The organism is uncultured Alteromonas sp., from assembly GCF_963976965.1.
Classification (GTDB): Bacteria; Pseudomonadota; Gammaproteobacteria; order Enterobacterales; family Alteromonadaceae; genus Alteromonas; species Alteromonas naphthalenivorans.
This window is the reverse complement of sequence record NZ_CAXBMP010000053.1, coordinates 1-14,368: the sequence shown is the minus strand read 5'-3', so window position 1 is coordinate 14,368 and position 14,368 is coordinate 1. Positions and strand designations below refer to the sequence as shown.

Below are 14,368 nucleotides of genomic sequence, written 5' to 3'. Positions count from 1 at the left end.
TGTTTTCACCTTTGGGGTTAGAATAGGCGTGAAGCGGCCTATATCCATTCACCTTGAGGAAGTAAGCTCTATGGCAATTAGAGTGATTTGAGCTGGTTGATGGCCGAAAATACTGGTCATCTCCCCACGGTAACTATAGAGGCAGTTGAGTTATTGTTTGGAGTAGAGGTCGCGACTGCGGTTGGCCAAATGTCCTGTACAGAATCTAAAAATGCGGAGGACAAAAAGGCTAAATTGCTCAAATCTAATATCCTCAGCGGGTAGCAGACAAAAATGATAAAACTTGCCAACGCAGCAATCAATGCATTGCTAATACCCCCTGCGTGAACCTTGGATAGAAGAGAAGGCTATTTATCTTGGTGCGCTAATGTGGAAGAGATATGTTCTGATTGTTTCAAAAACCTGTATGAGAACTTTATTGCCTCAACAAGATAAAGTTCGAGGCCAGTTATATTTAAAATTTGATATGGAGATAGCATGCCTTCAAAGAAAGAACAAAAACAGCGCATACTAAAACGTGTTCAAGAATGGGCTGGTGACTCACATAATGCGTTAGCTTGGTATGAGTCAGAGAGGATCGCTTCATTTGGTTGTACGCCTAGCCAAGCAGTTGAAGGCGGTCACTACGAGGCTTTGATGGCTTACTTAGACGCCATCGAAATAGGAGGCTTTGCGTGATTTGTTATATGAACTGACTCTTAATCGGACTGGAACTATAGAGATCAGATTTAACGTAGACTGAAAGGTTATCTCATGTAAGTTATCTGAGAGTTAATGGCAATGGCGATTAAGAGTAAAAGTAGCGACTACATCGCTGTATTTTCTTCAGGAGTTGCGAAAAATAGTTTCCAGCTAAAACTATCAAAACAGCTATTTACAGGAGATGTGAAACAGGGATTAAACACATTAATTCATACAGGTTCTTGAAAGTTTAAATTACTTGTACAAGTATTTCTGAAAACCAACAAAAGTCTCTCGAATCGCAGCGGTAGTACCGAACTCTTGTACAGCGTCGCCAATGGTGTGGTATTTTAATTCTATTAAGCTGCGCATTTTACTGGTGGCTAATTCGCTTACGCCATCTTCGATATATTTTTCTAAAACGAATGCGATAAATTCTTGTTGTTTGTAATTCCCAAAGGCGGTGTTGATTTTTGGCCTCGTTGTGCTTACGCGATTTTCACGGCTAATAGCTTCTCTTGCATATGCAACGTATCGCAGTACGTCGTATACGTCGCTTTGCTCGGCATCTATTAGCTCTTTCAACCCTTCGAGCTTATCTTCGTCGTAACCGGCCTCAGCAAGGCTTTCTAGTAACTGTTCCCGCGTTGTTGGGTCACTCCAGATGTCGCGGAGTTGATCTTCGTCTTTGAAGAACTGTGGCAGATCTGAAAAGAGCCGCTCTACAAATTCCTTAGCTGTGATTGGCTTATCGCCAAACCAGTACATAACTGACGAGATATGTTTGATTTGACGGGTTTTACCGTCACTGAGTTTAATCGTAATTTTTTCCGATTTATCGCATATACATGGTGTGTTGTTGCAGTCTGGACATTCAACAGGCTCGCATTCACAGGGAGAAGCACCACATAAGCCACAAGGCGGTTGTTCACATACACAAGGCTCACTTCCACAGTCAGTGCAAGGCTCTTTGGGGCAAGTACAAGGACTAAAGCCGCACACTTCACAAGGCACTTTTACACAGCTACAGGGCGAGTCACCGCAGACCTCACAGATGTTTTCTGGTGGCAATGGCTCACCGTCCCATTCGGGGTCGGCAAAGTTGTGGTGAGCTTTTACAAAATCATAGATAGTGAAGTAATCTTTGCCTTCATACATACGGGTGCCACGGCCGACTATCTGTTTAAACTCAATCATGTTGTTGCATAGGCGCATTAGAACAATATTGCGCACATTGCGGGCATCGACACCGGTAGAAAGCTTACGTGATGTAGTGAGAATGGTGGGGATAGTCTTTTCGTTATCTTGAAATGTTTTTAGGTCGTTTTCACCAGCTGCACCGTCATTGGCAGTTACTCGAACACAGTAGTTGGTGTTGGTTGTCCAACCTTTTTGTCTAGCATACTGATTGATAAAGTCGCGTACCATGCCAGCGTGCTCTTGGGTGGCACAAAAGACGATAGTTTTCTCATTGGGTTTAAATAGATCCATCCAATAATGAACACGCTTTTGTTCACGTTCTGGGATAGTAATAATACGATTGAAGTCGCCCTCTGTGTAAACTCTGCCAGGCTCAGGCTCGCCGCGCACCACTACTCCATCGCCTGGGGTATATACGTACTCGTCCATCGTACCCACAGTTGGATAAACCTTAAACGGAGTTAAAAAACCATCGTTGATGCCTTGCTTAAGGGTGTAGCTGTAAACTGGTTCGCCAAAGTAATTATAGGTGTCTACGTTATCTGTGCGCTTTGGCGTGGCAGTTAAGCCTAACTGAACCGCAGGTGAAAAATGCGTGAGAATTCTGCGCCAGTTACCTTCATCGTTCGCGCCGCCACGGTGACACTCATCTATGATTATTAAGTCGAAGAAGTCGGGCGGGTAATCACCGAAGTATGGAGTTTCATTGCCGTCACCGTCTTTGGGGCCGCTCATGAAAGTTTGGAAAATAGTGAAAAACACACTAGCGTTTTTCGGCACAGCACCTTTTTTGCGTATTTCATTAGGGTTAATCCGCACTAACGCGTCTTCACCAAAAGGGCCAAAATCGTTAAATGCCTGATTCGCTAATATGTTGCGGTCAGCTAAAAACAAAATGCGCGGGCGGCGTTTGGCTAGTTCTGGACTTTTTTGCGCAGTTAAACTCCAGCGGCTTTGGAATAGCTTCCACGCGGTTTGAAAGGCAATACAGGTTTTACCTGTGCCAGTGGCCAAAGTAAGTAAGACTTTTTGTTTACCCTCGGCAATGGCTTCAAGCGCATTGTTAATGGCGTTTTCTTGATAATAACGAGGTTGCCAGTCGCCCTTTACCTCGAAAGGAACGGCGGCGAAACGTTCACGCCAAATTTTTTTAAAATCAGGAGCGGCTTTGTCTTGCTCAGCAAAAGTAAGTGTCCAAAGTTCCTCAGGCGATAGGTATCGCTCAACTAACTTTTCATCACCGGTGAGCATATCAATCTGGTAAATGTCATGGCCATTGGTGGCATAGGCTAATCGGCATTGTAGGCGCTCGGCATAATCTTTAGCTTGGCGTACCCCCTCGGTATAGCTTAAAGCTTCTTTTTTTGCTTCTACCGCTGCTAATTTGCGACCTTTGTACACCAACACATAATCACTGTTTACAGGTTGACTGCGTTTACCTCCGGTGAGTATACGTCCAGGGCAAATCACTTCCCGTCGAATAAAGCTTTTGTCTACTTCGCCCCAACCGTCACTGATTAATTGGGGATCAATTAAATCGGCACGGGTATCGGCTTCGTTGCGGTTCGCTTTATTCTTAGGAGTAAGTGTCACGCGGCAATTCCTTTGCTTTTGGTTAATTCGCCAGTAAAGGCTTTATTTAAGATAGATTTCTTGAGTTCATCGAGGCAGTCTAACTTCTTTTCATAAATACTAAATACTTCAGCTAACAAACTGTTGAGACGTTCAATTTCTGAAACTAATCTTCTTTGCTCATTAATCTCAGGGACTGGCATTTCCACCGTTAACAAGTCGGATTTAACTAAACTTGGCCGGCCAGAACCCTTATCCCTCGTAGTGAAATCATAGTTTAAACAGAAATAGTACAAGAATTTTTTGTCAAGGCGATCTGAAGCTTGCAGTCCAAAAGCAGTATCGACATTCCAAAACTTCGTATCTATGAAAATAGGATTGTTTATTGTCCCCTTCCTTCCAATGATTGTAGTGCCTTCATCGCAAATATAATCATCTGCATATGCCATAACTTTACCGGCACTGCCTATAATTGGATATTTACCTGCTGAACTTTCTACTGCTCTTTGATTTTTCCCATTTTTTATTTCTAAAATCTCAGCCCATTTTTTGTTCTTCCAACCCTCACCACGCTGACTAAACACTTGTCGCAAATAGCTATCAAACAACTCATGGGCATTTTTCAGGTTTGTCTCTGCGGTAGCGCGAGCTTTTTCAATATCGGCAAAGACTTGGTCGAGAATGGCGACAATGTATAATTGCTCAGCGATGGGAGGAAATCTAATCTTTAGTGTTTTTAAAGTCTTGAAGTATATGGCTGAAACATTGGTTGTACCCTGCTTCATCTCTTCAAGTTGCCTCAATACATCTGGAGAACAGAATGCATATGCCGCGAACCTTTGGTCGATATCTGGGCCGAAGCGTATTCTCATTATATTGTTGTTAAAAAGAACCGGATTGTTTGAAGTCGATTTGAACAAACAACTTTTCCCTACAAGCTCGAAGCTATTCCTAGTATTGAATAAAAGGTCGTCATCCCGTAACCTAAATTTTTCAATCTCAGATTCCGTCGCATTCACTTTAGCTATTTTAAAAGGGTTCCAGCTATTTTGATTTGATATGTTATGCATTTTAACGTAATCATATGCGAAATTATTATCTTGCTCTCTTGCTCCCTTAACCAAACCGATAGTTTTATCGTCAATCAATTCTTCAAGTGTTTTGCAATTCCAACTATTGAAAAGATAACCCACTATAACAACTCCTGAATACTATCCAGAATAGTCTCACTTTCTTTATCCAATGCAATAATTTCTGCAATAATAGCTTTAGGTTCACGCAAAGGCGCTTCTTCCTTTGCATTAGGATTTTTGACCGACAAATCCCAAGTACTGCTATCCAATTCATTTATGGCAACTGACCATGAATTGTTTGAATCAGCATAATCTTCTTGTAACTCTATAAACTCTTTTAAGTCATTGTCATTCAGCGGGTTGGTTTTACCCATGTTACGGCCGACATTGAGCTGATAAAACCAAGTGCTTTGTGTTGGCTCGCCTTTTGTAAAAAACAGGACCACGGTTTTAACACCCGCACCAATAAAAGTGCCACCTGGACAATCCAAAATGGTATGTAGGTTACAGTTTTCGAGCAGCTCTTTACGCAGGGCAACGGCTGCATTATCAGTATTGGATAAAAAGGTGTTTTTAATAACGACGGCAGCGCGACCTCCAGGTTTAAGTGATTTGATAAAATGCTGTAAAAACAGAAAGGCTGTTTCACCGGTTTTAATTGGGAAGTTTTGCTGGACCTCGGGGCGCTCTTTTCCACCAAAAGGCGGATTAGCCAAAATAATGTCACGTTGCTTATTAGGCGTAATGTCTTGCAGGTTTTCAGCTAAGGTATTTGTGTGGACAACATTGGGCGCTTCAATACCATGTAAAATCATGTTCATGATGGCAATTACATAAGCCAATGACTTTTTCTCTTTGGCGTAAAAAGTGCTTTCTTGCAATACCGTTAAATCACTAGATTTAAGTTGGCGTTTTTCAGCACCGCCTTGGCGTAAATAATCAAAAGTTTCACATAAAAAGCCGGCTGAGCCTGCGGCTGGGTCGTAAATGGTTTCACCTATTTGCGGTTTTATCACGTCTATCATGGCGCGAATCAAAGGGCGCGGGGTGTAATATTCGCCACCGTTACGTCCTGCGTTACCCATGTTTTTAATTTTTACTTCATACAGGTGCGATAATTCGTGCTTTGCTTCTTGCGAGCGAAATTGCAATTCGTCTACTTTTTCAAGCGCGTCACGCAGCGAATAACCACTTTGAATTTTGTTTTTTATCTCACCAAATATTTCACCTATTTTGTATTCAATGGTGTTGGGGCTTTCTGCGCGTTGCTTAAAGCCTTTGAGGTAGGGGAATAATTCGCCGTCGACATATTCCATTAAATCATCACCGGTTAAAGCGTTATCGTGATCAAAACTGCCATCGGTTTTTTTAGGCGCTGCCCACTTGCTCCAGCGGTGCGCTTCGTCAATGATGTAGCTGTATTCCTGCTCCATCAGCTCAGCTTCTTGCGACTTAGCAAACTCTAAGTCATCCAAATACTTTAAAAACAGCATCCAGGAAGTTTGTTCTGTATAGTCTAATTCGCTTGAACAGCCCGCGTCCTTGTGAAGTATGTCGTCAATATTTTTAAAAGTTTGTTCAAACATCTATATTTCTAATCCAAATAATTGTTATTGCTATTAATTTCTAAAGCTAAGCAACCTTGCCCTAAAACTTAACCGTTTAAAAGTCGTTCAGCTCACTTTTCAAATAGTGAGCGCTCTTGTGGTGGAGGTGCTGTGCTCAATGATTTATTTAATGTTGGTCGGCTAACACCAAAATGCGCAGCAACTTCACTTTTTGTAACGGTAGGGTCAAGCAACATTGCTTGAGCCTTTTTTATATCTGAGGGCGTTAGTTTTACTCGTCGCCCGCCTTTACGACCTCTGGCTCGCGCTGCATCTAAACCCGCCTTGGTTCTTTCTGATATCAAGCGGCGCTCAAATTGCGCGATAGAGCCAATCATATGAAACGCTAACTCACCAACCGCAGTCGTGGTGTCGATATTCTCATTGAGGCTAATAAAGCTCACCTGCTGCGATTTAAAGCCATCTAACAATTCAATCAGATCTTTTAGACTACGGCCGAGTCGGTCGAGACGCTGCACTACGACGGTATCTCCAGCTCTTAGCGAGTCGATCAAACGTTCAAGCTCGGGGCGTTGTTTTGACTTGCCACTAAACTTCTCGCTATATATGCGCTTGCATCCAGCGCCGTTTAATGCATCTAATTGAGCATTGTCAGATTGTTCATCTGTGCTGACTCTTGCATATCCCAATTTCACTGCAATCCCACCAAAAAACGTACGTTTAATTTACATAGTTTAATTTACGGGTTTATTTACATTAAAACAAGAAAATTTGTTTGATATTGAAGGTATGAAAGGCGTGTAAAGTAAATGGTCGTTATATTTACACTATTATTTTACTCTATATGATCGCCAACAAATTCTTCTTACTTGCTTTTATTCGCATTAATGACCATTATTATTCTTGGGTTCAACTAAACAGAATGAACTGGCCGCTTAACATCAAATAGTAAAAATTGACTATGGTGACTAATGCGCAACGATCGAATATTGATGGAAAAGGTAGGGATACCTACAGACGAATTGTCCCTCCACGAAGCAATTGGTAAGGGTCTACCTTACTCAGTGTTCTCAAACATTCTTAGCGAGACGGATATTCAACAGAATGAGCTTATTGATAGTTTAGCTATATCTCCATCAGCGCTACAACAAGCTGAAAATAGAAATTTCACTCAGTGTGAAAGCGACAAGCTATATCGCATAGTTAATATACTTACCATCGTTATTGATTATTTCAATGGTGATCAGAAAGATGCTTTACGTTGGCTGAGATCTAACGTAAAAGGGCTTGCTTACAAAAGGCCTATCGATCTAGTTTCGTCAAGTGTCGGCACCCAGATGGTTAAGGATCTAATAGGAAAACTTGAGCATGGAACGTTTGTTTAGTGTATTTTTCAGCGGGACTATAGAAGCAGAAGTAGGTAAATATTCTTTTTTTCTCGTGCAACATATTATATTTGATGGTTTTTACTTCCTCTTTGAGCATTAATCAGACCAGAGTACTACCGATGGTCAACTATAGACAAATAGCGGACATTCAAAAGGTCAATTATTGGTAAAATTTGCTGAGTCGGTCACCAAAGGCGAGACGTTGATTTAATTTACAATTCATTCTAAAATCAATATGTTTAGATGTTAATTATAATTGTTTGTTAGTAGTAGCAGGGTCTTTGCTATCACTAGTTTTCTCAGTCGCTTCTGAATTTTCAGATTCTGGGTTTAGAAGAAATTTTTTATCAGGGCTTACACTTACCTTGTAGTTTACTTCTTCTTGGTTATCAATCTTCTCTTTTACTTGTTTCGGTGTTTGCTTTGGTTGACCAATAACTGGCTGCTCTTCGGCCTTTTTGACAGGATTACTTTGCTGCTTTACGGTTAATATGACAAAAGACAAACTTAATGCAATTAACAATGTAAAGAAGCCATTCCTTAAGAGTTGGTAAGCTGACTCATTCCGTAATTGCCTAATAAGATTCATCAATTCCTGAGCATATAGAGCTTGCCGCAAGTAGCTAACTCCATATTGGTTTAGGTTTATTAAGTGATGAGTACCGTACCCGTATGTAGGTAAAGTTTTTAATGAACCTAAAGCTGTAATCCCTGCTAAAAGCATGTATATGGAAGCGAAACCACAGAGTAACGTTATAAATGGAGCATAACTTCCCGCAGAAACAAACTTTACAAATGAACCACTCGCAGCCGCTAACACAGTTAAACTTACACTAAGTCCTAAAGTAAACTTTGATGTTTTATCATCGATTTTTTTAGCTCGTTCATGCTCTTCTTCAAGCCTATTATTTAACTCTCCACGAGATAAATCCGCATATTGCTCTGACTTTTGTTCAATTTCTGATATGTTAGCTACTTTTTTCAGCGTATTAGCTTTATTTTTGATAAAATATATAAATGGAAAAATTTCTTCCAGCAATCTAGATAAAAAAGCTTTCATTTAGACTCCTGTAACCAATCAGCTATATATTTGTCGAATTTTCTTTCATTCGAAGTTAGCCAACCCCACTCGCCCGTTGGGTTAATCTCAATAAATATATATTCATCATTTCGAATTATTAAGTCTATAGCTCCAAAATGCAGCTTGAGACGGGAAAGTAAATCAAAGCAATACTGCTCTATTTCATTGGGCAGCATTATATCAGTATATTCTATCTTTTCTCGATCAACTGTGCGCCAGTCTTCTTCTATTCCAACCCCGGCCTTAGTAATTTTCACAGCATGGATTACTTTCCCTATTACGGTAACTCTTACATCGATCTTAGGTTTAATATACTCTTGGGCTGTGAATGGTGCTGCTGCTACATTACCGTCATTAAGATCATCGGAGTTTTTAACTGTAGAATAGGTAAACAGACAATCATTATCTTCTTTTAACAAAATTGTATCTAAAGACTTGATAATTAGCTTCGATCCAAGCTCTTTAAAACGAGCAGCGTTATTACCTATTAATGTTGATGGAATATTAAATCCGATTTCTCTAGCAATACTGAGTTGGTATGCTTTGGTTTCACCTAAATATGTTGATTCAGGTGGATTTAGCCATTTGGCTTTATCGAAGATCGTCAAACTTCTTAAAAACCCCATCCATTGACTACGTATAAGCTGTTCATCAATACTTAACGCCTGACTAGGCGTATTTCGAAGGAATATTGGCTGCCTGTAATAAACTGATTTAGTTGTTTCAGATACGATATAGCTATTTTCATCAACTAATATTTCCAACAGCTTATTTTGCATATCTATTGTTACTCTATAGTCTGAAAAATTTTCTTTATTCAGTCTAAAATAGCTGACCTTACGCTTTTCCAATTCCTGAACTACGAGGTCTGTAGAAAAGTCATAAATACTTGATATAACGAGGACATCTACTTTCATTCGCCCTTTTGATCCTCGCCAGTTTCTTGATCACACTTTTTAGTTGTTAATGCACCGTATTTAGAAGTTGAAGAAATTAGTGGCTTATCATCTGATACCCAGTAACCCTTAGTAGCATCAAAAACGGCTCCTTCAGGCATTTCAGGTGAAGAGGTGTATGGCTTTCGTTTGGCATGTTCAATCAATATGTGCTGAGACATTTGTTATTCCTTTTAAAGTCTATGCAGGTTTTGTCAGAAAAGTCCTGATTTGTTTACCATTATTGGCGTAATTCTACATATAGTGTTATCGCGAAGCATTATCACACTCTTATTTTCTTTTTACATCTCGCCTGATTTCGAGAAAGCGAAACAAGAAAATTAAAATTATATTCGCTGGAAGGATTTCCGCCTGTTGTGCTGAGAGGCTCTGCTTTGTTTTTAGGGGCTGCCAGTTGGATTTTACTTCTTAGCATCGGCTATTGCTTTATTGCTTCTCTTTGTTAAAAAGCAAAGAGGTGAAGCCGCTTGCTCCATAAAATAGAGAAAGCGATAAGACGTTTCTCGCTCACACAGAAGCTATTTAGTTTTGAATCCGCTGACTTCCACTTCACGTACACAGTTGACCTACAGCCTGCATTAGCTGGCATCAAAAGACAAACAACCTACGTTCAACGGCTCAAAAAGCCGCTCGCTGTAGCGCGTCCAGCCGAATGCGACATTGATTGGCTCGTTACGTGTTATGCCCAAATCCCGCGACCCATTTTTATATTGTTTAGATTTATAGTTCCCGTGCCATCAGGAAATGTATAGGCAATGGACAAGGCATGCAGTGTTTCTTTTAAAGTTTCAAGTTCTTCGGGACTTTCAGGTATAACGATAAGCAAATGGCCGACATAACCGGATTCTTCCAATTCAACTTTTGCAGTGTACTCATAATCGGAGAGACTATCTCTCAAACTATCTAGACCGCCAATTATCTTATCTGGATGATTAGCTAAGCGAGCTTGAAAGGTAAATGCAGTAGCCATGCTCGTATAATCCAGCTCTTCACTATCGTTGTCTTCCTCGCTTTCTTCATACTCGACAACGTAAGTTCCCTCACGGACATATTCAGGGGATAATTGAGATATTTCACTTAGAGCGCGAGCTGATGAAGCTTGGAAATAAACCTCGTTTACACCTCCTATTAAAGATATACTCAATAAAACTGCTGATGTGGCCTTTTTGAGCCATTTCAATAATTTTTCTTTTGTAGGAAATTCCTTCTTCATAGCTTCCTCGCAATGTAGCAGCTTATAGCTGATACTTCATAGTAACACTCCTTTCCATAAAAAAACTGCTTAGTGTTTTCATGGGAAAGCATTGTATGTCTGCAATACGTTCGCTTCGGCCCTACGGAGTCACTGACTCAAATAGACAAGGAGCGGTCGTTAATTATCTATATTATGCACCAGTGTAGGATGCGCCTCTATGTATTTGCTCAAGTAGTCGAAGCAATTTACACGAAGTGGTTTATTTTAATACTATTTCCTGTGATACATTAGCGGTAATCGCGCTTATATGTTTTTATATGGAAATTTTTATGTATATCAAAAAGGTAACGATTAACAACTACCGTAGCTATCGCTCTTTCGAAGCCAAGCTTAATCAGCTAACACTTATCATTGGTGAAAACGATACTGGCAAGACGAACTTTTTCACTGCACTTTCGTTAGCGTTGAGTGGGAACCAAATAGACTTCAAACATAAACGTTTGAGTGTTTCTGACATCAATAAAGATGCCGTAATTGATTTTCTGACGTCTATTGTTAATGAAGACACTGCAGAGAATCTGCTTAATAGGATTCCTAAAGTATCAGTAACTGTAGAGTTCGCTGATCCTAAAGATGCTTACGAAACAGCTTTATTAGCCAAGTGGATTGTGGCTGATGGTGATGAAGAAACTTACAAAATCAGATACGACTTTAAGCCTAAAGACGACAAAGACTTGCTTGAGGTCATGAAGAAATCACTCGCTGGTAAAGAGTTACACGAGATTAACTGGTTTACTCTACCTGTGGAGCTTTACGACTACCAAATCGTATCTGTGAACAACGAAAAGCCTATCGCATACAGTGACTTAAGACACGTTAGTGTTCATAGAATCAATGCAGAGCGAGATGACTTCTCTGAAAGCAGTTCAATGAAGTCCAATAGCATTTTCACAAAGCTGCTTATGAACACACTAAGCGATGACGACAAAGGTCAGATCAACTCAGCCTACTCTGAGTTTTTTAGTGCTATTGAAAATACTGATACATTCGACAAAGTTATTGGAACTAATGAAGATTTTGAGAACTACGACAGTATTATCAAACAGCTTGAGTGCACTCCTAACCTGCCTAACTTGAAGAACATCTTATCGAACATCACTTTGAAATATGGTGATGAATTTCTGTACCAAAAAGGCTTGGGACAACGAAATCTTATCTACATACTTATCCTCTTTGCTTACTACAAGTCATGTGGTGATACATTCAACTTGTGCTGTATAGAGGAGCCAGAAGCGCACTTAAGCGTTAATAACCTTCGTTTAGTAAGAGACTTTATCGAGAAAAGCGGAAGCAACAGTGGTTCGCTTGTACAAACTATCATTTCTACTCATAACCCATCGATTATCAACAAACTGAAGATCTCTAATGTTTTGGCGTTTACTGGCGAGAAAGCAATTAGTTTGTCCGATACTCCAACAAAGCTAGTTGACTACCTAAGAAAGAGACCTAATTTCGACATACTAAAGCTGCTGTTCGCAAATAAAGTCATTCTCGTAGAGGGGCCGACTGAAGAAATGCTTATCAACACTTATTTGTCTAAACAAACAACCCTCAACGACATTGATGTTATTCCGATTGGTCAACGTGGTTACGCCACTTTCTTAGATATATGGCTCACCTTGAACAAAGATAACCAGAACAAGAAGATTGGTGTTATCCGTGATTATGACAATTCAGATGCAGCTAAAGCCAGACACGATGCATATGACGCAGCACACAATAATGTCACTGTAAGAACAACGACAAATTACACACTTGAAATTGATTTAGTAGAAGCAGAAGAAAACCTAGCCTTGCTAAATGGTTTATTCGAAATGGATGGCGACCTTGAAGAAGTGTCTGAACACATGATTAACGGTAAAACAGCAAGAATGCTGGATGTCTGTGATGCGATGATTGATGAACATAACCCTCTGGGAATTAAATTACCATCTCATATCGCAGAGGTGGTTGAGGCTCTATCATGATCGAAGTCCAAATCGCTGGAGCTGGTGCGGGTAAAACTTATGGTTTAGCTGTATCGTTGATAGAGCATATCAAAGCTTGCGCTAGTCACAAAAAGACATTCGCACTGACATACACAAACTCAGCAACAGCGAAGATAGAGCAAGAGATAATAAAACGACATGGTTTTATTCCGTCGAACCTTTGTATACAGACTGTCCATAGCTTTTTGTTGAACGAAATCATCTACCCGTTTTCGTTATTCACTCTCGGTGATGTCTACAACGACACATCAATAATGATTTTGCCTCCTCCTCAGTACAAAAATAGCCTTTTTGCACGACTTAGAAAAATAAATGTTATTCATACAGATAATGTATACAACATTGCTAAACAGATTGTTGATGAAACCGTCAGCAAGCACAACAACAAAGCTAAGAAAGCAAAAGTCCAGAGGCTACTAGCTATTCTAGAAAGTTGCTTTGACAAGATATTCATCGACGAAGTCCAAGACTTAGATGTCGATGCTCTCCGCTTTTTTGAGGTAATGGGCAGCAACAATATTGACGTATACATGATTGGAGATCCAAAACAAGCAATCAAGTACCCCCAAGCACTTGAGACTTTCGTTAAAAAAATAGCTCCGAAAGAGCACGCAAATATCTTACCAATCAACAATCAAAGCAGACGAGTACCAAAAGAGATTTTAGCTGTATCAAACAGCTTCTGTTATGAAGACCAACAGCAAGAATCTCTATCAGAAGTAGTTGGTGAACTCATGTACATAGAATCGGTGGACGAACGATATGACGAGCTACTAACGAATTACATAGATGCAAAACAACTTGTTTGTATCGACCAAAAGAATGGTCGTTATACAACTTCGTCTAAACACAAACACGCATTCCCACGAGAGATTGAGGAAATGATTCGTGAGTCTAACCACAAGAAAGACAAAACTCTGTTTGTTAAAGCCGCTTTTTCTGACTTTATGGACACTGTTGTCAATGAGGATAATAAGCGAGCCATACAAAAGCTCATTGTTCGGTATTCATTAACCCTTAAAAGACAGCACTTCGCCCAATTACATGAGCTGTGCAACTCTTGCACAAAAGATGACGTTCAATTCAAAGTTCAAAGTATTGACTCTATTAAGGGATTGGATGCCGATACTTGTATGATCATACTCAGCTCTAACACCCTGAAATACCTAACCCAAAATGGTATTGGCAAAGCAAATCGTTTTAATAAAGAATGGAAACGGGTTTACGTAGCTCTAACTCGTGCCAAAAAGAGGCTGGTCTTAGCATTGGATCATGACTTACTCGCTAAAGAGGACATGGTAGCAGTTAGAGATTCGATAGGTGAATTAGGGTTTATCTATCACGATTAAGAATCAATCTGGCTTACCATCGTCCTGAAGAGTATTAGAGTGAATTAACCTCCACTTCTCGCCTCAAAGCTGTCATTTCTATTTGACACCGTCAATGTCTGCAATACGTACAGGCCGTGTGAAAACTCATATTTATGATTGCTGCTTCAAATAGAACGATATAGTAATTCTGAGGGCACTAACATTTTTGGATAAGTGTCGCCACAACTCTCATGTCTTCATTGCAGATATGAGACCGCTAACGCCCATGATATTCA

The 14,368-nt window shown here is 40.1% G+C and carries 12 protein-coding genes; 4 read left to right on the top strand and 8 right to left on the bottom strand.

Translation table 11 applies throughout. The features are described 5' to 3' along the window. The first annotated feature begins 477 nt into the window (after positions 1-477). The gene (locus tag AAC006_RS20820; protein ID WP_339892470.1) at positions 478-678 is read left to right on the top strand and encodes a hypothetical protein; all 201 of its coding nucleotides are present in this window, start codon (positions 478-480) and stop codon (positions 676-678) included. 258 nt (positions 679-936) lie between these two features. Here the strand turns inward: AAC006_RS20820 and AAC006_RS20815 are convergent, their stop codons facing one another. The 4 genes from AAC006_RS20815 to AAC006_RS20800 all read right to left on the bottom strand — a co-directional run bounded on the left by AAC006_RS20815 (position 937) and on the right by AAC006_RS20800 (position 6,789). Continuing rightward, positions 937-3,474: a DEAD/DEAH box helicase family protein gene (locus tag AAC006_RS20815; RefSeq protein WP_339892468.1), complete on the bottom strand. Its 2,538-nt coding sequence runs from the start codon at positions 3,472-3,474 to the stop codon at positions 937-939. Beyond that, complete coding sequence (locus tag AAC006_RS20810; RefSeq protein WP_339892467.1) at positions 3,471-4,646, bottom strand: restriction endonuclease subunit S; 1,176 nt, start codon at positions 4,644-4,646, stop codon at positions 3,471-3,473. The genes AAC006_RS20815 and AAC006_RS20810 overlap by 4 nt, the downstream gene beginning before the upstream one ends. Beyond that, entirely contained in the window at positions 4,646-6,112 is a 1,467-nt protein-coding gene (locus tag AAC006_RS20805) for an N-6 DNA methylase (RefSeq protein WP_339892466.1), read from the bottom strand. The genes AAC006_RS20810 and AAC006_RS20805 overlap by 1 nt, the downstream gene beginning before the upstream one ends. Before the next feature lie 92 nt (positions 6,113-6,204). After that, on the bottom strand, positions 6,205-6,789 hold the full coding sequence (locus AAC006_RS20800; protein ID WP_339892464.1) for a recombinase family protein: 585 nt from the start codon (positions 6,787-6,789) through the stop codon (positions 6,205-6,207). Between the two features lie 276 nt (positions 6,790-7,065). On the opposite strand from AAC006_RS20800, the gene AAC006_RS20795 reads away from it, so the two are divergent. Continuing rightward, positions 7,066-7,479 (top strand): antitoxin Xre/MbcA/ParS toxin-binding domain-containing protein, encoded by a 414-nt coding sequence (locus AAC006_RS20795; RefSeq protein WP_339892462.1) that lies wholly within the window; start codon positions 7,066-7,068, stop codon positions 7,477-7,479. Positions 7,480-7,732: 253 nt separating this feature from the next. On the opposite strand, the gene AAC006_RS20790 is transcribed toward AAC006_RS20795, so the two are convergent. The 4 genes from AAC006_RS20790 to AAC006_RS20775 form a co-directional block, all read right to left on the bottom strand. Continuing rightward, positions 7,733-8,542 carry a hypothetical protein gene (locus tag AAC006_RS20790; protein ID WP_339892461.1) on the bottom strand — a complete coding sequence of 270 codons (810 nt, stop codon included), beginning with the start codon at positions 8,540-8,542 and terminating at the stop codon, positions 7,733-7,735. Beyond that, entirely contained in the window at positions 8,539-9,480 is a 942-nt protein-coding gene (locus AAC006_RS20785; protein ID WP_339892460.1) for a hypothetical protein, read from the bottom strand. Before AAC006_RS20785 ends, AAC006_RS20790 begins: the two co-directional genes overlap by 4 nt. Beyond that, entirely contained in the window at positions 9,477-9,680 is a 204-nt protein-coding gene (locus AAC006_RS20780; protein WP_339892458.1) for a hypothetical protein, read from the bottom strand. The genes AAC006_RS20785 and AAC006_RS20780 overlap by 4 nt, the downstream gene beginning before the upstream one ends. A gap of 518 nt (positions 9,681-10,198) precedes the next feature. Beyond that, positions 10,199-10,732, bottom strand: a complete 534-nt coding sequence (locus tag AAC006_RS20775) for a hypothetical protein (protein WP_339892456.1) — start codon at positions 10,730-10,732, stop codon at positions 10,199-10,201. Between the two features lie 311 nt (positions 10,733-11,043). Here AAC006_RS20775 and AAC006_RS20770 point away from each other — a divergent pair, with 311 nt between their 5' ends. Further along, the gene (locus AAC006_RS20770; RefSeq protein ID WP_339892455.1) at positions 11,044-12,741 is read left to right on the top strand and encodes an AAA family ATPase; all 1,698 of its coding nucleotides are present in this window, start codon (positions 11,044-11,046) and stop codon (positions 12,739-12,741) included. Then, positions 12,738-14,111: a UvrD-helicase domain-containing protein gene (locus AAC006_RS20765; RefSeq protein ID WP_339892453.1), complete on the top strand. Its 1,374-nt coding sequence runs from the start codon at positions 12,738-12,740 to the stop codon at positions 14,109-14,111. The genes AAC006_RS20770 and AAC006_RS20765 overlap by 4 nt, the downstream gene beginning before the upstream one ends. Positions 14,112-14,368: the final 257 nt, after the last annotated feature.